This window comes from Ureibacillus sp. FSL K6-2830 (assembly GCF_038004145.1).
Taxonomy (GTDB): Bacteria; Bacillota; Bacilli; order Bacillales_A; family Planococcaceae; genus Ureibacillus; species Ureibacillus thermosphaericus.
In genome coordinates this window covers 2,559,809-2,580,825 of the sequence record NZ_JBBOQR010000001.1, presented here as the reverse complement: position 1 = coordinate 2,580,825, position 21,017 = coordinate 2,559,809, and the positions used below count along the sequence as shown (strand labels likewise).

Sequence of the window (21,017 nt, the reverse complement as noted above, 5' to 3'; positions counted from 1 at the left end):
TCATTCATTTGTGCAAATTGAAAAAGGACATCTGAAAATGACTTTTCAGACGCCCTTCTGATCTCGTTCAAAGAATAAAATGAGAGAAGGCAATAACATTCCTCGCACTAAAAATGTATCAATAATGATGCCGACAGCGACAATAAAGCCAAAAACAAATAAATCGATTACTGGCATTGTCGTTAAAGCTGCGAAGGTTGCTGCTAATATCACACCTGCTGATGATATCACTCCACCTGTGTTTCGAACAGCAATTTCTAAAGCATTCTTTACACTTTTATATTTCCGCTCTTCGATGAAACGGCTGACCATGATGATATTATAATCAATTCCCAATGCAACTAAGAAGATAAACGCATATACCGGTGCACGAGTTGACACTGCATCATATCCAAAGAATAAATCTAACAAAAATAATCCTAAACCTAACGCAGAAGCATAGGAAATTAAAATCGTTGCCAACATATAAATCGGCATTTTAATAGAACGTGTAAGAATGAGCAATAGTACTAGAATAAGGAATGTTTCTAAAATAAAAATAATCTTAATATCACGATTATTGACTTCTTCTTCATCAACTAATTTTGCCGTTGTACCAGCAAACTCTAATTCCACTTTTTTGTCATTGGATAAACGATATGTTGCATTGGCTTCACGGAACTCTTGAATAAAATCAATGGCTTCAACACTATACGGATCTTCATTTAACGAGATGGTTATTTTCCCGTGTTTCCCATCATCGGTAATTCCTGAAGCTCTAGCAGAACCAATCTGTTCAACTTCAGAAAAATCTTGGGCAATTTCCTGTATTTTTTCAAATGTTAAGTCTTCACCGGTAACAAGTACAGTTGTTTGAGCTAAATCCCCTTTATTAAACTTCTCTTCCACGATTTCAAAACCAACACGAGAAGGTAAATCTTCAGGAAAATTTTTTACCATATTAAATTCATATTTAATATTCATAATGTTAGCTGCTGTAATTAACAAAAACAGCATGACTGCTACCCCAACTAGTGCTGGTTTTGATGTGACAAACTTTGCAATAGGACCCCAAATGCTATGTTTTACTTCACTTTCCTCACCATACTTTGGAATTTTCGGCCAAAATGCTTTTCGACCAAATAAAGCAAATAATGCTGGGACAAAAGTAATAGCAGCAATCATAATAATAATCATGGCAGTTGCAAAAATTGGAGCAAAGTTTTGATATTCTCGGAAGTCTGCAAAAATTAAAATAACCATTGCAGCGAGCACCGTACCTGCTGCAAATAGCACCGGTTTTGCTGTTGACTGCATTGCAATTTTCATTGCTTCAAATTGATTTTCATGCTTATTCAATTCTTCTCGATAGCGGGAAAATACAAATAATGAATAATCAATAAGTGCTGCAAACAGCAAAATACTCATGATGGAAGTTGTCGAGTTATTAATTTCTAGCCCTGCAGCACCTAGCAATGCAACGGTTTGATTGACAATTTGATACACGACTACCGTTGCCAAAAGCGGTATAAGAGCAAGTAGAGGAGAACGATAAATGACAATTAATAAAACTAAAATAATGATGATTGTTGCAAATAAAAGTTTGAAGTCTGCAGATTCGAACAGTTTAACTGTGTCACCCGAAATACCTGCAGGTCCTGTAATATAAAAATCTACCCCTAAATCCTCTGCAATTTTCGTACCTACCTCAGTTGTTTTATCATTAATTTCAGCATAATCGGAACTTCCTAAGCCATTCTTTAAATTCATTGGAACAATCATTGTCGTTTTATCTTCAGATATGAAGGCCGATAATGCTTGAGGAGCTAATTTCGTAACATCTACAATCGTTTCTATTCCTTCAATATCGGCCTCTTTAATACCATCAATAATTTCTCCAACTTCTTCAACGGTTATCTCTCCATCTGATTTATGAAATACATATATACCTGGTGTTCCTTGATCATTAGGAAAAAAACTCATCTAACTTATTTTGGGCAATAATGGATTCTGCATTATTTGGTAATGCTTGAAAGTTAGTCGTTTTATAATCGCTTAATCTAGGCCCTGCACTAATAACAATCATGATCAATAACCAAATGGCAATAGTAATCCAAGCCCCTTTTTTTTAGCGACTTTATCCGTTAGTGTCTGTATAAATTTCATATTGTCCTCCTATTTTTTCGCCAAATAAATCGGGATTTTCAAATCCATTTTTTAGGCTTTAAAGTAAAATTATACCTATTGAGAATCTGGGGGAAATTAACAAGAGGACAATAATAATTTTAATCGTAAACATTCCCATTCATCGAGATGAACTAATCCAGAGAACTGATATCACTAACTTTTTGTCAAGTCTCTCAACTGTTTAATTAATACATTTATTTCGTTTATTGATGAATGTATAGAAGCGATTAAATCATGTGTATTTTCTAATGTAGAGATTATTTCTTCCGTTGACGCAGCATTTTCTTCAGATATAGCAGATACGTTTTCAATTTGATTTCGAATTGTAAAGAAATTATGATTTGCCAATTCGATTTCTGACATTTCAATTGATAGTCCATTATGAATTTCTGTAAATGTACTTTTTATTTCTTCAAAGAAATGAGAAATTTCCTTAAGCAATAATCTACCTTCCGTAATAGCACTTTCTCCTTGAGCTGATTTTTCTTGAGCTATTTTGGATTTGGTGAATAATTCATCCGTCACCAATTTAATATTCTCGGTCATTTGGGCACTTTGTTCTGCTAGTTTTCTTACTTCTTCCGCTACTACTGCAAATCCCTTTCCATGCTCACCAGCTCGAGCAGATTCAATGGCAGCATTCAGTGCGAGCAAGTTCGTTTGATCTGCAATTTCTTTTATACTTTCGAGTAATGTATTTACCCTTTCCAAACTAGTTTGCAAATCAGAAACCGTTATAGCTGTATTGCTAATCGTTGTACCAACTGAATCCATATAATCAGTTACTTGATTGATTTTATTCCAACCTTCTTGTACTTTTCTATTCATATTTTCTGATTTTTTTACAATGTCTTCAACAACGATAACGATTTGTCCCATTTTTTCTGATGACTGAACCATTGAATCATTGATGATATTTACACTATTCGCCTCTTCTTGTATACTAGTACCCATTTGTTCTGCAGATTGTACAATGTCGTTACTTGAACTATAGATCGTATTTAATTCTGTATTAAATTTTGTAATATGGTTATCAAGCAAATCAGATACAGATTCAATGGATGCAAAAGTGGATGTTAACTTATTCATTCCCTCTTTCGCTTCAAGTTCTTTTTGATATGCATCAACAATCAGTTGTCTTCCCCATTTCATCAGCAAATATAAAAGAACCATAAATGCATTTATGATAAAGAAGACAGTCAAGAACCCAGAAAAATTGTTATTCAGTCCTAATAAGTTTTCTGGCAAAAGGAAAAATAATACGAGATATACTACATCTAGCAAAAGACCTAACGCTAAAATCAGTTCTTTCTTAAAATAGAGTGTAACCATCGCAATTGTAAGCATAATAATATAGTGTTTAATAATAGAAAATCCATCCAAAATTAAGAGTGCTAATACCACTATACTTGGGATTAATGATATGATTAAGCCTTTTACATATGTATTGATTGGTAAAAAGAAAGTGATTATCGACATCATAAAAACAATCAAGCCGGCTACAATAATAATTGCTCCCTCTTCAAATCCCCTAGATGAAACAATCGGTACACAAATAAGAAATACTAAAATAATAGTTAGTAGAAGATTGACTTTATGTACTCTGTGAGTGTTGTATTGATCTTGATACATTCAATTCTTCCCCTTTCTTTTTGCGGTAAGGACTATTTGATTATTCACGCAAATAAAAACATCAAAAAATCACTATAACTGATGATTTGATGCAATATTCGAACTATTTAAGTTGAGTATATTTCCTAGGAAATACAACTCTGCTTTATTATTCGATATACTTACCAAAAATCCCTTCATTTTTCTAATTTTTCTTATTAATTCCGAAAATTATATCAATAAAACTTGCAGTAAGACTCAGTGCAATCATTATTTTATGTTCATCACTGCCCTAGTCTTTCAAAAAAATTTATATTAGTTATAATATTGAACAAGGTGATGCTATGAAAAAGTTCATACCTTTAGAAGGAATGTCTCAATTCAGCCCTGAAGTTTATCCAGCCTACCAAAACTCTGCCTGTGGACCTACTACGATATTCGTTATGTTGAAATTTATGTTTGGAAAACATGTTGCACAGAATGTAAATATCCTTTATCGAATGCTAGGTACAACGAAAATCGGTTTATTTCGCTGGAGGCTTATTAAAAATTTACAAAACTATTTAGGAACGGACTGGGTTGTAAAAAACTGTTCATTAAAGGAAGCGATGGAACAAATCGATGAGGGCAGGCCAGTAGCAATAAAATTTGATAAATACTTTACTCTACAATGGAAATCAAAACCTACTTTTACCTATCATTGGGTTCCTTTCATTGGCTATGAAATTGAGCAAAATGAGTTATTTTTAATTGTGCATGATAATGGTGGAATAAATCGCGATAGTCAAATACGAAAAGTTCCCTATTCCCAAAACTTTAAAGTGATTAGCTTCGTAAAAATTGAGCCAAGAAAGAAAAAATAAAGGGACTCAAACATTCAAACAAGTTTGTGTCCCTTCTCAATACTTTATATACATGGATATAGTGAATAGGCATGTTTTGCAATGGATGTAAAGCCCTTGTTTGCTAGTTGATCGAAAGTGTTAGCGGAATATTCAGGTACAGAGAGAGCTTCTAAACGTTCTTTGATTGGTATGTTTTTTTCTATGGATGCTAATCGATAAGAAAGCTTTAACATTTCCAGATTATCTGTAATTTTATTTCGTTGACCCGGTTTTAATTCATCTAAATTTTGTAATACTCCTTCAACAGAACCGTATTTTTGAATCAGTTGCAGCGCTGTTTTCGGCCCAATACCTTTGACCCCTGGATAGCCGTCGCTTGAATCTCCCATGAATGCTTTCACATCTACAAATTGATGAGGTTCAATCGCATATTCCTCTTTAAATCGTTCCATTGTATAGACATCATACTCAGAATAGCCTTTTTTTGTAAAAGCGATGTTCGTCGAAGGATTCAATAATTGCAATAAATCTTTATCGCCACTAATTATTGTAATTTGGGCTTCTTCCTTCCATTTTTCAACGATGGAACCAATGCAATCATCCGCTTCCATTCCTGCTTCTCCAATGTTTTTCCAGCCAATCCACTCAGAAACTTCCTTTGCCATGTCAAATTGCGGAATCATTTCTTCCGGTGGCTCGCTTCGATTCGTTTTGTATCCTTCAAATAGTTCATTGCGAAATGAGTTAGCTCCCATATCCCAACAAATTGCAATATGGCTAGGCTTAATAATTGATTGGGCTGTTAAAACATGTCGTGCAAAACCTTGCACCCCATTTGATGGTCTGCCATCCGGTAAATATTGGAAATGTCCCATTACACTCGTGGCATAAAAAGAACGGAATAATAGAGCCATTCCGTCAATGACTAAAAGATGTGGTTGATTATTCATTCAAAAATCCTCACTTTCTACTTCATTCATTATAACATGTTGAGACAGCCCATTTGCGACGGAAAAATTCTCCTTCCCTATTACAATTCTAAGTGACGCTACCGCTGACAAACAAAAGAAGAGGATAATACGTTCATAAAATAGAACATACTATCCTCCTATCAGTTTAGACTATTTCATTGCATATGGGAAAAGTGCTTTCATTAATCTCTCCGTTTCATATCGCGAATTGCTTGAATCGATAATCGTACAAGTAAAATGGAACATAAAAATAATCCGAGATATGCTGCTGTATTTAAATAAATCGCATAAGCAGTTTCAATAAATTGGGAAATGGCTAGAAGTGCTGTTGAAATAATTCCAAATGTAATGCCCACCATCAATAAGACAAATTTTGAAAACAATTGCGTCACAAATTTGGAGTTGGTTTTATCCGAAAAGATGTCGTGATGCAAGATCACTTTTCCATCTTCAACTTTTCGAATTAATTGATCAATCCGCCTTGGAATTTTTCGTAAATTCGGTATTAGTATTGCCAATTCTTCTTGCATTTTCTCCATCGTTTCAATTGGCTCTGTAATCGGTTTTCTTAACGAAGATTTCATATAATCATTTGTAAATTTCTTCGCTTCTTCAAAAATATTAAAAGTAGGATCAATCATATTGATTGTGCCGTCTAATGTAATGATTACCCTGAGTGCCAAGCTGACGGATGAATAAAACTGTAACCCCGATTCTCTAATGACTGTAAAAATGGAATAAATCGTTTCATCTGTTGGAACTTTATTAACATATGTTATTTTTAATAAAATTTGGCCAATCGCTTGTTCCAATTCTTGACGGTTAATTTCATTTTTATTTTTGATTAGTAAGGAAATTGCATCGTATAATAACGACGAATCTCCTTGCTGAATACCCATGAAAAATAGTTTTAATCCTTCTTGTTGTTGCCCTGATAATCGACAAACTGCTCCAAAGTCAAGAATCGCTACTTCCCCTGTTTCTGGATTAACAGAAATATTTCCTGGATGCGGGTCAGCATGAAAAATTCCTGATATTAACGCTTGTTCTAAATAAGAATAAACAATCGTTCGCGCAAGCTCTTTTCGATCAAAGGAAAGATCCTCTATTTTATCTAAATCCGAAATGCTTACACCTTTTACGTATTCCATTACTAAAATATTTTCATTACTTAATTCTTCATAAACTTGTGGAATTTTGACATTCAGTTTACTCCGTTTTAATATATTTCGAATTTGGATCATGTTGCGGGCTTCTATTTCGAAATCCGTTTCCTCTTTCATTGAATTGGCAAATCCTTCTGCTAATGATTTGAACCCAAAACTTTCAGCCCACTGGGATTTCGTCGTAATCCAATCTGCAAATTCCAATAGTATACTTAAATCTTCCCTCATAATTGTTTTTACTTGCGGTCTTAAAATTTTTACAACCACTTCTTCATGAGAATTTTTTAAAACCGCTCGATGAACTTGTCCAATGGAAGCTGCTGCTAATGGTTTCTCGTCAAAAAAAGAAAAGACCTCATCGATTTCGCATGAAAAATTTTCTTTTAATATCCTTTTTACTTCATCAAAGGTCATTGGCGATACTTTTTGCTGCAATTTTTTTAGTTCTTCAATGAAGATTGGGGAAAACAATTCTTTTCTAGTTGATAACACTTGTCCAAACTTTATAAAAATGCCACCGCTCTCTTCAAGGGTAGAACGCAATGCAATTGCTAACTGTCTATCTGTATCGCGACTTCGCGCATATTTTACCGTTCTTGTAATGCCGTTCGTTACAGCTACTTTTAATACCGTTCGTAGACGCTTTTGATAACGCCAATAATTCAATGCTTTCCTAAAAATCGTCTTCTTTTCCGAATAACGCCCAGTATTCTCATCTAATGCAATCGGATCAAATAGCTCAAAGAATAAATAAATCAGCATGGAAATAAGCAACATGCTTCCGATCCATAATAACGTTGCAACACTTACAACGCCATCTTCAGTATGATATTGTGCATTTTCCCGAACAAACGTATACCAAAACACAAAAGTAGTGAATGAGACGCTGATGATGACGGACAATACTCTTCTAAATAAGTTCACATTGGAACCAATGAGCCTTCCGCTAATAAAAAATATAATGATTGACACAAATAATATTTGCAAAAGTGTGCTAATTGTACTCATTCACTTCACCACTTCCAATCGAATATCCATTAAAATTAGTATGGCTAAAGTTTCATTCTTGTCATTCCTAAGTGTTGTTATTAAATTGATTTCTTCTATTTTCCAAACGACATTCATACAAAAAAGGATTCACTTGGAGGTGAACCCTATCTATAATGTAAAATAATTCGTAATACTCTCCCTTTCATTTACAGAATATATTTCAATATCTGTTGATTTTTTGTGGAAACGAACCCCATGGATATTTCCACCCTCATAAATATTTCCCCCTCCATCAATACCGATTTTTTTACGGCAAGGTGAAATCCATACTTTGCTCGAACCATCTTCGTTTAATAATAATGTTGGTGTATGGCCAAATACGACATATTCCTTTGCTTTATGGGGGACTTTCGTAAATTCTTCACGTATCCACAGAAATTCATCCGTACTTGTTTCTAAAAAATCTTCTACTTTTGCATTGATCCCTGCGTGAACAAAAACAAACGGATTCCAATAATAATACAAACGAAGATTTTTTATAAATTCAATTTCATCTTCAAAATGCGTTTTGATAAATTCGACTATTTGTTCAACATTCATTTCATCTACAGTTTGTTCGCTGGAATATTCGGAATAAAAACTTTGGATGGTGCTTGCACCTCCAACTTTCGGATGGAAATAAAATTCGGTCATTTCTTTCGGCTTTTTTAACCAGTTCAAGAAGATTTGTTCATGGTTTCCACTTAACGTAATCACCTTATAATCTTTTGATAGCTCCATCACTTTACGCAATACTTTTAAGCTATCCTTTCCCCTGTCAATATAGTCACCTAAAAAAATAAGCATCTCTTCATCGGGTTTCCAGTACTGCAATACTTTCTCTAATAAATGAAAACTTCCATGTATATCTCCAATGGCAAATACTTTATCCATTTATACACCTCTTTATTCAACACTCAAAAGAGAAAGTTGAATGTTATCTAAAATTTTCAAACCGTTCATTTTATTCAATTATACTACAGAATTATATGAATATTCCGCGAAATTCTATACAATTTAAGAATTTCATATTGACTAATAGTTTATTATTTTAATTATTCTATAAATGTTTATTCATACGGATCGAATCACGTATAGTTTATACGACATTATTTCATACTGAAATTTAATCTATTTCTTTGGTAAAGGAGATTCTTATGAGGAAGTTGTTTCTAATTTTCTTATTCTTGCCTATCTTCATATTGTATGCTTGTGGTGTACCCTCAGAAGCAAACTTAGGTACACCAGAAAATGATAGAAAAAAATCTAATTACGAAGTTAGAGAAATCAACCAATTAGTCGTTGATAATGAAAATGTAAAAATCACCATATTAAACATGAAGAAAAACAAAGAACAATCGAAGCAAACTGTCACGATTACGTTTGACATTTTAAATAAACGAAAAGATACAATGAAAATACAAGCACAAAGGCTATCAGTAGATGATCGGATGGTAGATGAAGCGATTTATCAATTGGAACAGGAAATCTCACCAAAAAAAGCAGCCACTGCAAAACTAGTCATCCAACAATTAGATGACATCGAATTTCCCGAATTTAAAAATGATTTAGAAATGGAATTATATATTTTGTCTTTAGATGATCCAAATTATGTTGAAAATCACCACGTGAAAATCATTTATGAATAGATGAAAGTGACTGATTTTTTTTAATACAAGATTGTCTAGAGTTATCATTGTATAATAGTGATGGTAATCAAAGTATTTCATTCTACCAATAGGATTTAAAGGAGTTCGACTAATGAATATACTATTAACAACTTTGAACGCCAAATACATTCATACGAACTTGGCCATTCGTTATTTAAAAGCATTCGCACGTCCGGAGTTTGACCCAACGATTGTAGAATTTACGATAAAAGAACCGACGTTAAATATTGTGACTGATCTTCATCAAAGAAAACCTGATTTAGTCGGTTTTAGTTGCTATATTTGGAATATCGAAGAAACGATTAAAGTTATTCAAATGCTGCGAGTTGTTAGCCCACATACAAAAATTGTATTAGGCGGGCCAGAAGTCTCTTATGATGTGCATTATTGGTTGCGACGATTGGAAGGGCTTGTTGATTTCATCATTATGGGAGAAGGTGAATATTCTTTTAAACAATTGCTACGTTATGTTCATGGAGAAATCCCACTAGAAGAAGTTCCAGGCATTGCTTACTTACAAGATGGTAAAATGAATATTCATCCACAGCCAAAGAAAATTGACTTACGGGAACTTCCAAGCCCATTCCGTTTTGAAGAAGATCGAGCTTCTATTTCAAAACGTATTCAATATATTGAAACAAGCCGCGGTTGCCCATTTAGCTGTCAATTTTGCTTATCTTCTATTGAAGTAGGCGTTCGCTATTTTAATAGGGAAAAAATTAAAGACGATATTCGTTATTTAATGGCCAATGGTGCAAAAACAATTAAATTCGTTGACCGAACTTTTAACATTAGTCGCAGTTATGCAATGGACATGTTCCAATTTTTAATTGATGAGCATGTACCTGGAGTGGTGTTCCAATTTGAAATCACCGCTGATATTATGCGACCTGAAGTCATTCAATTTTTAAATGACAATGCACCAGCAGGTTTATTCCGTTTTGAAATTGGCGTCCAATCTACGAATGATTTAACAAATGAATTGGTGAAACGTAGACAAAACTTTGAAAAATTAAAAAGAACGGTCACAATGGTGAAAGAAGGCGGGAAGATCGATCAGCATTTAGATTTAATTGCTGGACTTCCTGAAGAAGATTATGAGAGTTTCCGCAAAACATTTAATGATGTATTTGCGATGCGTCCAGAGGAATTGCAGCTCGGCTTCTTAAAACTATTGCGCGGTACAGGTTTACGAATTGAAGCCGAAAAGTTTGGATATACATATGTTGATATCGCACCTTATGAAATTTTATCAAACAACGTATTAAGCTTCGATGAAATTATTCGCATCAAACAAGCGGAAGATGTGCTCGAAAAATATTGGAATGCTCATCGAATGGACGATACAATTGAATATCTAGTGTCAGAAGTATTTGAAACCCCATTCGATTTCTTCCAAAACTTTGGTACTTTCTGGGAAGAAAAAGGATGGTCGAGAATAGGTCATCAATTGGAGGACTTATTTACGAGATTGGATGAATTTTTACGCACGTTACCAAACGTGAATTTAGGTATCGTTCATAGTTTAATGAAACTCGATTTCTTATCGAAGCAACAATTCCACCCTCGAAAGCTTTGGTGGGAAGAACGAATTCCAAAAGAAGAATTGAAAGCAATAAATAAGAAATTAATTGAATCTCCTAATATTGTTGGAGAAGAATTTGCCCAATTGCAGATTAATGAAAAGGAACTTGTGAAGCATTCACTTATTGTTCCATTTAGTATAGATTATGATGAATATAAAAAAGGAAAAATTGTTGAAAGTGATACGTATTTGTTTGTCTTCTTCAGACAAGGAACGACTCCATACTTTGCAACGTTTCAAAAAAGTATCATAAAATAAAAAATAGTAGTACAAACCGAATGTTGTGATATGCTCCCTATTAGGAAGACAGTTAAATAAAACTATTTATTTAATAGGGAGTTTATCAATGATGGTTTGTGCTACTTTATTATTAAAACATGGATTTACTTCATTGCACGTGTGGATTGCACTCTTACTCGTGAAGATACGGTGCTTCTTGTGCAAATAACTACCTTGCTTGTGCAAATACCACCCTTGCTTGTGCATATACCTCCTTAGCTCGTGCAGATAATACATCAGCTCGTACATATACCACCTTAGCTCGTGCAGATAATACATCAGCTTGTGCATATAACACCTTAGCTCGTGCAGATAATACATCAGCTCGTGCATATACCACCTTAGCTCGTGCAGATAATACATCAGCTCGTGCAAATACCACCCTTGCTTGTGCATATACCACCTTAGCTCGTGCAGATAATACATCAGCTCGTGCATATACCACCCTTGCTTGTGCATATACCACCCTTGCTTGTGCATATACCACCCTTGCTTGTGCATATACCACCCTTGCTTGTGCATATACCACCTTAGCTCGTGCAGATAATACATCAGCTCGTGCATATACCACCCTTGCTTGTGCATATACCACCCTTGCTTGTGCATATACCTCCTTAGCTCGTGCAGATAGCACCCCTACTTATTTGGGGAATCTCCCACTAGTATTGAAAATCCTTACTTCTATTCATTAACTTTTACTGAAACAATGCTAATCCAATAAACCAAAGTACAGGAACAAAAAGTGCTGGCAACATATTTAACGATTTGCTGTCTTTAATACCTAAAATCGATAATCCAGAGCTTAATATTAAAATGCCTCCTACGATGGAAACCTCCGTCATTAGTTCAGCAGTTAAAAATGGTTCAATATATTTTGCACATAAATAAATCAAACCTTGCCAAATAAACAATACAACTGCAGCAAAAGCGATACCGATTCCATAAGTGGCAGCTAAAGCCATAGATGTCACTAAATCCAGCGTAGCATTTGTAAATAAGTATGTATGATTATTATTTAAAGCACTTTCCACCGGACCTAATATCGACAAAGTACCGATACAAAATAGCAAAATGGCTGTAGACAAGCCCTTACTTAAATCTGTTTTAGAAAACCGATCAACAACATTCTTAAATTTCCCATCAAAATCAATCATGGTCCCAATTAAACCACCAACAGATAAACTAACAATAAATAAGACCGGATATTTGCTATTCGGCATATTTTGAACAATCGCATTGATTCCTAAAGCAGTAGCGGCAAACCCCATGGCTGTAAATAATGCAGATTGATATTCTTCTTTAATTCCCTTTTTTAATGCGCTTCCTACAAAACTCCCTACCAGAATACAAATTGTATTTACGATTGTGCCAATCATCACTTAACACTCCTATCAAAAGTAACAAAACTATCCTTTAATAATATTTGAATTTTGTAATATTAAAGAATTTTAACACAACTTGTATTAGGAAGCATATTTTACTTTTATACTAATAGAATTTTAAAAAGTTTTAACACATATTTCTATTATCAATGTACAAAAAATAACCCCCGTAAAAGTTTCGTAATGTGTTTAACTTTTACGGGGCTATCATTTTATATTTTTTCTAATATGTATTCATACTTATAAAGCATTGCAATTAATTCGTGCCCACCACCAATTGTCCAGAACAATACGATATCTCCTCGCTTAATTCGATTGGATTGAATTCCTTCATAAAGAGAGACGAATGGTGAGCTTGTTCCGGTATAACCATACTGGTCTCCTATATAGATAATTTTCTCATCAGGTATATTAAATCTTTCTTGAAGATTTTTGATATTTGATAGGGCAAATTATGAAAAGCAAAATGCATCCACATCTTCAATTTGTAAATTATTTCGATGCAAAAGTTTTTCTATTTTTTCATACGCATACGGCAATGAAACAGCACCATCGAATGGAAGCCAACGAATATAACCAGGAAACTCTTTATTCAATACATATTTAGAAAACCCTTGATCTGGATATAAAATATTTTCTTTAAAAGAAGAATCCGTTTCGTAAATTGCATCGATAAACCCTGTATCTTCTTCCGTTTTTTCAAGAAATACAGCCGCTGCAGCATCTCCAAAGCTAGCATATGTAATTTCTTCATCCGGATTTGCAACAAGAGACAAATAGTCAGAACCTACTACTAATGCATTGGTGATGTGGGGATTGCTTAACAAGTATCGGGAAGCTTGTTCAACCGCAATCGTCATTCCTGCACAGTTAGCATTACTGTCGTAAACAATACAATCTTTTTTCCCTTGAATTGCCTCATGAACAAAAATTGCATTTGTAGGGAATGTCAACTCAGGTACTTGGGAAGAAAAGATAATCATATCGACATCTTTTCCTTCTACTCCTGCTTTCTCTAAAACTCGCTTAGAAGCGTCGATTGCCATCGTTATGCTATTTTCTTCCGGGGCTGTCCAGAAAGTCGAACACTTTCTAGACAGCCCCTAATTACAAATTTATCTCATATAAACTTTTACAATAACCGTTGCATCATCAATGCTTAATTTTAAATTGAAAGAGTCTCCTCGGGATAGCCCTTTTTCTCCTAAACCAATCATTAAGTTTATTGTTCCATTGTAGGAGATTTCATATTGATCATTTGTAGTATTAATGTTTGTAATAATTGGACGAATTTCCCGTGAGGATCCGTCTGCAAAGGTAACTAGCCCTGTATTCGGATTAAAGTTTGCTTCTTTACCGTATTGATCCTCTATTTCAAAATAACCCTCTTCATAGATTTCTTTGAATAAATCCGTTGCTGTTAATACTAAACCATATTCTGAAACTTCTATATCAATCTCTTTTAATTCTTTCTGACTTAAAGAATTTTTATTGATTAAAACGAATTTACCATTTACCTTTACCTTTTCACTTGAAAGTGTAAGAGTATGCTTGATTTGTTCGCCTGTTTGGTTAATGGTGATGAAAATATCAGCTTCATAAGTTTGATTTTCCTCATCTAAAATACCATCTGCTTTAATGGCATCAACATTCGCAGTCACTTTATTACCTTCTACATTTAAATATTTGCTATTCGTTGTAATGGTGTAAGCACTGCTTGGTAATTCGACTTTATCATGATTCACAAAGCCATAAACCTTAATATTTGCAGCATATTTATCTACTATTTGACCATCTGGAGTAACTCCAAGAACGAATTTTTCACTTTCTACTACAAACCTTGTTTCTTCTTTTGGTTCTTCAGTTTTCTGAATACTAATTCGTTTGTCAAATGCAGGTAAAATTTTGCCTGATTTTGAAGGTACCCCTTTTATTTCGAAGCGATAGTTTCCTTCATTTTTTGAATTAAGGGTAATTGTGTATGAATCCCCCTCTTTATTTAATTCACCTTTTGCAAATACTTCATTCTCTAATCCTACTAATTTGAAATATGTTGCTATTTCCTTCGAACTTGTTGTTGTTGGCAAATTAACTGCTTCATTAAATTGAACTACGATTTCGTTCCCTACTACTTCAACCGTTTTCACTTGGAAGAGTTTTTCCGTTAGCGTAGTGTTTATCAGTCTTTGCAAAAATGAAGCAAATTGCCCTCTCTTTAAAGTAGCTTTTGGTTTGAATTCTTTTACATTCGTTATGTTAAAGTAGTCTAATACTTGAATTGATGAACGGGCACTTTCTTTCGCTTCTTGTATATCCGTCACTTCAATTTCAAAAGATTGAGCATCAACATAATGATGAACGTCAACTTGATAAAATTTTGATAATGTATTTGCTAAAATCACCGCCATATCTTCACGGGTCATTGCTTGTGTTGGATTTAATCGATTTCCTTCAAAAATCCCTGCATCTTTTACTAGTGCTGCATACTGAAGCAACTCATCATCCATATTTTTAGAAAGGTCTAAAAAGCGCATATTCGTTTTATAATCGCTAGGAATTTCATAGCCTTGTTTCTTTACAAATCTACCAATCAATTTCACTACATCGGAACACGTTAAATCTTGATAAGCTCTAAATGTCCCTTCTGGGTATCCTTTAATAATTCCTGCATCCACTAATTGAACAATTGCCTGTTCATGAGTGTCTCCTTTTATATCTGAAAATTGTGCCGCACTTGTAGCAACGGGAACTGCTGTTGCAGCAATCGTGACAGCAGTCGCTGCGGTAAATAAATTCAACCATTTTTTCTTTTTCATAGAAAAATCCTCCAATTTGCATTAATCAAATGAACGTCAGCTTCAATATGATAATTATACCTTTTCTACAAAATAGATGATAGTTTCAGCAATTAATTCCATTCTATCTTTTGTTTGGAAAATAATACAAATTCCAACCCCCTATTTATTAGTCCGTATAAACAAAAGAAATGTTCCATATTGTTTCAAAATAGTATTCTCTCTTACACCCATTACTTTCTGTTTATGGAAGCCTCCCAATTACCTATTCGAATATAAAATTCAAAAATTGGTATTTACGTGGAAAATAAATTGTGTTAACTTATGAATTAATATAGTTAACAAAATAAACAACTAAGAAGGTGATGTTTTGAACCATTTTTGGGTCGTTGGAACAGACACAGATGTAGGAAAAACCTTTATTGCCACATTATTAATGCGCTATTTGCAAAAAAAAGGATTCAAAGTGGTTCCTTATAAGCCGGTACAAACAGGCGTCATGAAAAAGAACAATAAAACCTACTATCATGATACGTCTAGTTACCTAAATTATAGTTTGCAACCATTATCGCCTAATTCCATTAATTCATATTCTTTCCCCGCTCCTGCTTCTCCTCATTATGCAGCAGAACTTGAGGGAGAGTGGATTAGCGGAGCAAAAATACTCAATAAAATTGAACAATTACAGGATGAATATGATGTTGTGATTTGTGAAGGGGCTGGAGGACTTTATGTACCTCTGCAATCTCATACTTCTTTAACTTTACTAGATATCATTCAACGCTCGAAACTACCTGTTGTATTAGTTACCCATCCGAAACTTGGCACAATCAATCACACATTGTTGTCAATTGGCGCATTAAATGCAAGAGGAATTGAATTGCTCGGAATCGTTATCAACCAATACGAACATAGTGAAATCGAAAAAAATAATATTCAAACTTTACAACGTTTTATTCCCCATCAACAATTTGTCGTTGTGGAAGGAAATCGAACGATTGAAAGCTTTGATGAAGAAACGATTTTCGAAAGGCTGATGAATCGTGAATTACTCCGAACTACAAGATCTTGACTTTAAATATATTTGGCACCCATGTTCCCAAATGAAAGACTATGAAACATTTCCACCAATCGTTATAGAGAGAGGTGAAGGCATTTGGCTATATGACAAGCAAGGAAATCGCTATTTAGATGCCGTTTCATCTTGGTGGGTCAACTTATTTGGCCATGCCAATCCGCGCATTAGCAAGGCAATTGCCGACCAAGCAAAAAAATTAGAGCATGTAATTTTTGCGAACTTTACCCATGAACCAGCTATACATGTGGCAACAAAACTGGTTGAAAAAACTCCGGATGGATTAGAAAAAGTATTTTTTGCAGATAACGGTTCAGCTGCCATTGAAATAGCGTTAAAGATGAGCTTTCAATATCGTGCTCAAATTGGACAACCAAAAAAACAACGCTTCTTAACTTTTACAAATGCTTATCACGGAGAAACGCTCGGAGCTTTGTCAGTCGGGGCGGTAGATTTATATAACAAAGTTTTTCAACCTCTTTTATTAAATGTTGTTCAAGCAGAAGGACCAAATTGTTATCGCTGTCCATTTGCTGAACATCCAGGTACTTGCGATGCTCCTTGTGCAATGTTTGTGGAAGAGCAATTTAAGATGCATGCTGATACTCTTTCTGCTGCCATTATTGAACCGTTAATTCAAATTGCAGGCGGCATGAATATGTATCCTCCCGTTTTCTTAAAAAAATTACGGACATTGTGCGATCAATACGACGTGCATCTTATTGCGGATGAAATTGCGGTTGGTTTTGGAAGAACTGGAACGTTATTTGCATGTGAACAAGCAGATATAACACCGGATTTTCTCTGCTTATCGAAAGGCATTACCGGAGGATATTTGCCGCTTTCAGCAGTGCTAACAACAAACAAAATTTACTATGCGTTTTATGACGATTACGGCACAATGAAAGCTTTCTTGCATTCCCACAGCTACTCAGGCAATCCACTTGCATTGCGAGCGGCCCAAGAAGTGCTTGCCATATTTGAAGAAGAGCAAGTATTAGAAAAAATTGCAAAGAAAGCAAAACTTTTAAATAAATTAGCACACGAAGCCTTCGATTCACTACCATATGTCGGTGAATATCGACAAACAGGATTTGTTGGCGCAATTGAATTAGTTGCAGACAAAAAAACAAAAGCCCCTCTCCCAAGTGAAGAGCGAATCGGCTATCGAATTTATAAAAGAGCATTAAATAGAGGAATTTTACTAAGACCCCTTGGCAATATTTTATATTTCATGCCACCATATATCATTTCTGAAGAGGAAATAGAATGGATGGTTAATACAGCTAAAGAAGAAATTGTCGAATTTTTCAAAAAGAAAAAGGTGGGAATTATATGAGAAATTCACAGATTTTTTCACTTACATTAGTAGCGATATTCGCTGCATTGACCGCGATAGGAGCATTTATCAAAATACCATTGCCAATCGTTCCATTTACAATGCAAATTATCATTGTTTTTTTAGCTGGCTCCATTTTAGGCAGTAAAAGAGGTTTACAAAGTCAATTAGTATATATCTTTGTTGGTTTAGCAGGGCTACCTGTCTTTACTCAAGGTGGAGGACTGACATATGTATTGCAACCTACTTTCGGTTATTTAGTCGGCTTTGCTGTTGGTGCTTTTATTATAGGATACATCATTGAACGTGGAGGAGAAGAACCTTCCCGCTTACGATTTGTTGTTGCAAATTTAGTCGGCACTTTCGTTATTTATGCAATTGGTGCGCCATACGTATACTTTGCACTAAATTTCTTGCTGGACATGCCAACAAGTGCATCAACCGTATTTATGACTGCTTTTTTAAGCACTGTTGGTGTTGACATTGTATTAGCAATTGTTACTGGACTGTTTGCAAGAAGAATTTACTTCTTATTAAATAAAAAAATGTTCAATGTATTGGAGGTACCTAAATGAAATGGCAAACTTTAGCACAAGAAGTTATTAACGGAAAAGAACTTTCTAATGAAGAAGCAATGGAGATTTTGAACGCTGACGATGATGAACTACTGCCATTATTACATGGAGCTTTTACGATTCGTAAACACTACTTCGGCAAAAAAGTAAAATTGAACATGATTATGAATGCTAAAAGCGGGTACTGCCCTGAAGATTGCGGCTATTGTGCTCAATCTTCAAAATCCACAGCCCCTATCGAAAAATATCCTTTTATTACAAAAGAACAAATTTTAGAAGGCGCGAGAATTGCTTTTGAAAATAAAATTGGCACTTATTGCATTGTTGCAAGCGGCCGCGGTCCAACTCGAAAAGATGTGAACGTGGTTAGTGAAGCCGTAAAAGAAATCAAAGAAAAGTACGGATTAAAAGTATGTGCTTGTTTAGGGATATTGAAAGAGGAACAAGCAGAACAGTTAAAAGAAGCAGGGGTTGATCGATACAACCATAACATTAATACTTCAGAAAGACATCACGAATTCATTACAACAACTCATACGTACCAAGACCGGATCAATACGATCGATATCGTGAAAAAACACGGCCTTTCACCTTGCTCTGGCGCCATTATCGGCATGAAAGAAACAAAACAAGATGTAGTTGATATTGCTCGGGCTTTACGAGCACTTGATGCAGATTCAATTCCAGTTAACTTTTTACATGCCATTGAGGGAACAAAACTGGAAGGGACGAATGAGCTAAATCCACGCTATTGCTTAAAAGTGCTTGCATTATTCCGCTACTTGAACCCAACAAAAGAAATCCGTATCTCTGGAGGGCGTGAAGTAAATCTCCGCTCCCTGCAACCGCTTGGACTTTACGCAGCAAACAGTATTTTCGTCGGCGATTACTTAACAACGGAAGGACAAGAAAAAAATCAAGATTATAAGATGCTTGAGGACTTAGGATTTGAAATTGAACTCACTGAAAAACAACAGGAATTATTAAATGTTTAATGGAATATACCTTCTATGATTGAATAAGAGCGAATAGTTGTTTCGCTCTTTTTTCTTTGGAGGCATGGCTATTATTTTGTGTAGCTTGACTATAATCGCCCATTGCTCGAGGATATTTATCAATTGGCTATTATGTTTGCTCCTTTGACTATTATCCTCTCGTGAATGACTATTATCTTCGGAAGTTTGGCTATTATCTCCCGTCACTCTAGGCTGTTTTTATCGTTTGGCTATTATGTTTGCCCCTTTGACTATTATCCTCTCGTGAATGACTATTATCTTCGGAAGTTTGACTATTATCTCCCATCGCTCACGGCTTTTTTTATCGATTGACTATTATGTTCGCCCCTTTGACTATTATCCTCTCGTGAATGACTATTATCTTCGGAAGTTTGACTATTATCGCCCATCGATTGCGGCTTTTTTTATCGTTTGGCTATTATGTTCGTTCCTTTGACTATTATCCTCTTGTGAATGACTATTATCTTCGGAAGTTTGACTATTATCTCCCTTTGCTCTCGGCTTTTTTTATCGGTTGGCTATTATGTTCACTACTTTGACTATTATCCTCTTGTGAATGACTATTATCTTCAGCAGTTTGACTATTATCCCCCTTTGCTCTCGGCTTTTTTTATCGGTTGGCTATTATGTTCACTACTTTGACTATTATCCTCTTGTGAATGACTATTATCTTCGGAAGTTTGGCTATTATCTCCCTTTGCTCTCGGCTTTTTTTATCGGTTGGCTATTATGTTTGCTCCTTTGACTATTATCCTCTCGTGAATGACTATTATCTTCGGAAGTTTGACTATTATCGCCCATCGATTGCGGCTTTTTTTATCGGTTGGCTATTATGTTTGCTCCTTTGACTATTATCCTCTCGTGAATGACTATTATCTTTGGGAGTTTGACTATTATCTCCCGTCACGCTAGGCTGTTTTTATCGACTCGACTCGAGCGGTTCCATTAGAATAACAGGTGGTACGGTGATTGTCTATGGTGCAACCAATAACAACAATGGTCCATTAGACTATGACCACACATTTCTAATGGAAGGCGGTATCCTCATAGCTGCGGGCAGCAACGGTAAAGCACATGGGATTTCCAATAGTCAAAACACAATTATGATGACTTTTCTTAAAGAGCAACAAGCAAATACCAGCCTTTATATCACCGATTCAAAGAAGAATGAAATTATTGCTGTTAAACCTGAAAAAGAATTCCAATCGATTGTCATTAGCACTCCTGATTTGAAATTGAACCAAACATATACCCTTCATTATGGCGGTATTTTATCTGGTGAAAGTATCGATGGACTCTATCAAAATACAAATTATCAAAACGGGAAATTTTCAGTGGAATTTACGATAACATCCCCAATGACCTTTTTACATGAGAATAATGTTATTAAAGAAAATCGCGAAGTCAATCTGTTCTTTCACAACGAACCAATGAGGGCTCCACTATAAAAAAGGGCGTCAAATTTTACGACGCCCTTCATTCATAGTAATGCTTCGTAATGATAGCTAAACTT

The 21,017-nt window shown here is 34.9% G+C and carries 17 protein-coding genes and 1 pseudogene; 8 read left to right on the top strand and 10 right to left on the bottom strand.

Features of this window, described 5'->3' with window-relative positions; all coding sequences use genetic code 11:
- Positions 1-45 precede the first annotated feature (45 nt).
- Both NSU17_RS12700 and NSU17_RS12695 read right to left on the bottom strand, forming a co-directional pair.
- Positions 46-2,145 (bottom strand): annotated as a pseudogene (locus NSU17_RS12700) (MMPL family transporter).
- 174 nt (positions 2,146-2,319) lie between these two features.
- Complete coding sequence (locus NSU17_RS12695; RefSeq protein ID WP_340705186.1) at positions 2,320-3,798, bottom strand: methyl-accepting chemotaxis protein; 1,479 nt, start codon at positions 3,796-3,798, stop codon at positions 2,320-2,322.
- A 323-nt stretch (positions 3,799-4,121) separates the two neighbouring features.
- Here NSU17_RS12695 and NSU17_RS12690 point away from each other — a divergent pair, with 323 nt between their 5' ends.
- A complete protein-coding gene (locus NSU17_RS12690) occupies positions 4,122-4,640 on the top strand; it encodes a C39 family peptidase (RefSeq protein ID WP_340705185.1) in 519 nt (172 codons plus the stop codon).
- A 44-nt stretch (positions 4,641-4,684) separates the two neighbouring features.
- On the opposite strand, the gene NSU17_RS12685 is transcribed toward NSU17_RS12690, so the two are convergent.
- The 3 genes from NSU17_RS12685 to NSU17_RS12675 form a co-directional block, all read right to left on the bottom strand.
- Complete coding sequence (locus tag NSU17_RS12685; RefSeq protein WP_340705184.1) at positions 4,685-5,572, bottom strand: 5'-3' exonuclease; 888 nt, start codon at positions 5,570-5,572, stop codon at positions 4,685-4,687.
- A gap of 203 nt (positions 5,573-5,775) precedes the next feature.
- On the bottom strand, positions 5,776-7,767 hold the full coding sequence (locus NSU17_RS12680) for an ABC1 kinase family protein (RefSeq protein WP_340705183.1): 1,992 nt from the start codon (positions 7,765-7,767) through the stop codon (positions 5,776-5,778).
- A 150-nt stretch (positions 7,768-7,917) separates the two neighbouring features.
- Positions 7,918-8,682 (bottom strand): metallophosphoesterase family protein, encoded by a 765-nt coding sequence (locus tag NSU17_RS12675; protein ID WP_340705182.1) that lies wholly within the window; start codon positions 8,680-8,682, stop codon positions 7,918-7,920.
- 263 nt (positions 8,683-8,945) lie between these two features.
- Between NSU17_RS12675 and NSU17_RS12670 the strand changes: the two genes are divergently transcribed.
- Entirely contained in the window at positions 8,946-9,437 is a 492-nt protein-coding gene (locus NSU17_RS12670; RefSeq protein WP_340705181.1) for a hypothetical protein, read from the top strand.
- Positions 9,438-9,549: 112 nt separating this feature from the next.
- The gene (locus NSU17_RS12665; RefSeq protein ID WP_340705180.1) at positions 9,550-11,301 is read left to right on the top strand and encodes a B12-binding domain-containing radical SAM protein; all 1,752 of its coding nucleotides are present in this window, start codon (positions 9,550-9,552) and stop codon (positions 11,299-11,301) included.
- A 190-nt stretch (positions 11,302-11,491) separates the two neighbouring features.
- Here NSU17_RS12665 and NSU17_RS12660 read toward each other — a convergent pair whose 3' ends face one another.
- From NSU17_RS12660 to NSU17_RS12640, 5 genes are all read right to left on the bottom strand, one after another.
- Entirely contained in the window at positions 11,492-11,956 is a 465-nt protein-coding gene (locus NSU17_RS12660) for a hypothetical protein (RefSeq protein ID WP_340705179.1), read from the bottom strand.
- 61 nt (positions 11,957-12,017) lie between these two features.
- Positions 12,018-12,698: a DUF554 domain-containing protein gene (locus NSU17_RS12655; protein WP_340705178.1), complete on the bottom strand. Its 681-nt coding sequence runs from the start codon at positions 12,696-12,698 to the stop codon at positions 12,018-12,020.
- Between the two features lie 218 nt (positions 12,699-12,916).
- Positions 12,917-13,141, bottom strand: coding sequence for a 3-oxoacyl-[acyl-carrier-protein] synthase III C-terminal domain-containing protein (locus tag NSU17_RS12650; protein ID WP_340434508.1), 225 nt, complete (start codon positions 13,139-13,141; stop codon positions 12,917-12,919).
- Positions 13,142-13,156: 15 nt separating this feature from the next.
- The gene (locus tag NSU17_RS12645; RefSeq protein WP_340434498.1) at positions 13,157-13,750 is read right to left on the bottom strand and encodes a hypothetical protein; all 594 of its coding nucleotides are present in this window, start codon (positions 13,748-13,750) and stop codon (positions 13,157-13,159) included.
- A gap of 69 nt (positions 13,751-13,819) precedes the next feature.
- Complete coding sequence (locus tag NSU17_RS12640) at positions 13,820-15,520, bottom strand: S-layer homology domain-containing protein (RefSeq protein WP_340705177.1); 1,701 nt, start codon at positions 15,518-15,520, stop codon at positions 13,820-13,822.
- Positions 15,521-15,869: 349 nt separating this feature from the next.
- On the opposite strand from NSU17_RS12640, the gene bioD reads away from it, so the two are divergent.
- The 5 genes from bioD to NSU17_RS12615 all read left to right on the top strand — a co-directional run bounded on the left by bioD (position 15,870) and on the right by NSU17_RS12615 (position 20,952).
- Positions 15,870-16,571 carry a dethiobiotin synthase gene (gene bioD / locus NSU17_RS12635; protein WP_016838639.1) on the top strand — a complete coding sequence of 234 codons (702 nt, stop codon included), beginning with the start codon at positions 15,870-15,872 and terminating at the stop codon, positions 16,569-16,571.
- On the top strand, positions 16,543-17,913 hold the full coding sequence (gene bioA, locus NSU17_RS12630) for an adenosylmethionine--8-amino-7-oxononanoate transaminase (RefSeq protein ID WP_168411981.1): 1,371 nt from the start codon (positions 16,543-16,545) through the stop codon (positions 17,911-17,913). Before bioD ends, bioA begins: the two co-directional genes overlap by 29 nt.
- Positions 17,910-18,488 carry a biotin transporter BioY gene (locus tag NSU17_RS12625; RefSeq protein WP_016838637.1) on the top strand — a complete coding sequence of 193 codons (579 nt, stop codon included), beginning with the start codon at positions 17,910-17,912 and terminating at the stop codon, positions 18,486-18,488. Before bioA ends, NSU17_RS12625 begins: the two co-directional genes overlap by 4 nt.
- Complete coding sequence (gene bioB / locus NSU17_RS12620) at positions 18,485-19,483, top strand: biotin synthase BioB (RefSeq protein ID WP_096551725.1); 999 nt, start codon at positions 18,485-18,487, stop codon at positions 19,481-19,483. Before NSU17_RS12625 ends, bioB begins: the two co-directional genes overlap by 4 nt.
- Before the next feature lie 986 nt (positions 19,484-20,469).
- Positions 20,470-20,952, top strand: a complete 483-nt coding sequence (locus NSU17_RS12615; RefSeq protein WP_340705176.1) for a hypothetical protein — start codon at positions 20,470-20,472, stop codon at positions 20,950-20,952.
- The last annotated feature ends 65 nt before the right edge of the window (positions 20,953-21,017 follow it).

Bases quoted from the DNA above. Each gene is read 5' to 3' on its own strand.
- NSU17_RS12625 (WP_016838637.1), top strand. From the start codon at position 17,910: ATGAGAAATTCACAGATTTTTTCACTTACATTAGTAGCGATATTCGCT.
- NSU17_RS12680 (WP_340705183.1), bottom strand. From the start codon at position 7,767: ATGAGTACAATTAGCACACTTTTGCAAATATTATTTGTGTCAATCATT.
- NSU17_RS12665 (WP_340705180.1), top strand. From the start codon at position 9,550: ATGAATATACTATTAACAACTTTGAACGCCAAATACATTCATACGAAC.
- NSU17_RS12640 (WP_340705177.1), bottom strand. From the start codon at position 15,520: ATGAAAAAGAAAAAATGGTTGAATTTATTTACCGCAGCGACTGCTGTC.
- NSU17_RS12675 (WP_340705182.1), bottom strand. From the start codon at position 8,682: ATGGATAAAGTATTTGCCATTGGAGATATACATGGAAGTTTTCATTTA.
- NSU17_RS12645 (WP_340434498.1), bottom strand. From the start codon at position 13,750: ATGGCAATCGACGCTTCTAAGCGAGTTTTAGAGAAAGCAGGAGTAGAA.
- NSU17_RS12695 (WP_340705186.1), bottom strand. From the start codon at position 3,798: ATGTATCAAGATCAATACAACACTCACAGAGTACATAAAGTCAATCTT.
- bioB (WP_096551725.1), top strand. From the start codon at position 18,485: ATGAAATGGCAAACTTTAGCACAAGAAGTTATTAACGGAAAAGAACTT.
- NSU17_RS12670 (WP_340705181.1), top strand. From the start codon at position 8,946: ATGAGGAAGTTGTTTCTAATTTTCTTATTCTTGCCTATCTTCATATTG.
- NSU17_RS12655 (WP_340705178.1), bottom strand. From the start codon at position 12,698: ATGATTGGCACAATCGTAAATACAATTTGTATTCTGGTAGGGAGTTTT.
- NSU17_RS12685 (WP_340705184.1), bottom strand. From the start codon at position 5,572: ATGAATAATCAACCACATCTTTTAGTCATTGACGGAATGGCTCTATTA.
- NSU17_RS12690 (WP_340705185.1), top strand. From the start codon at position 4,122: ATGAAAAAGTTCATACCTTTAGAAGGAATGTCTCAATTCAGCCCTGAA.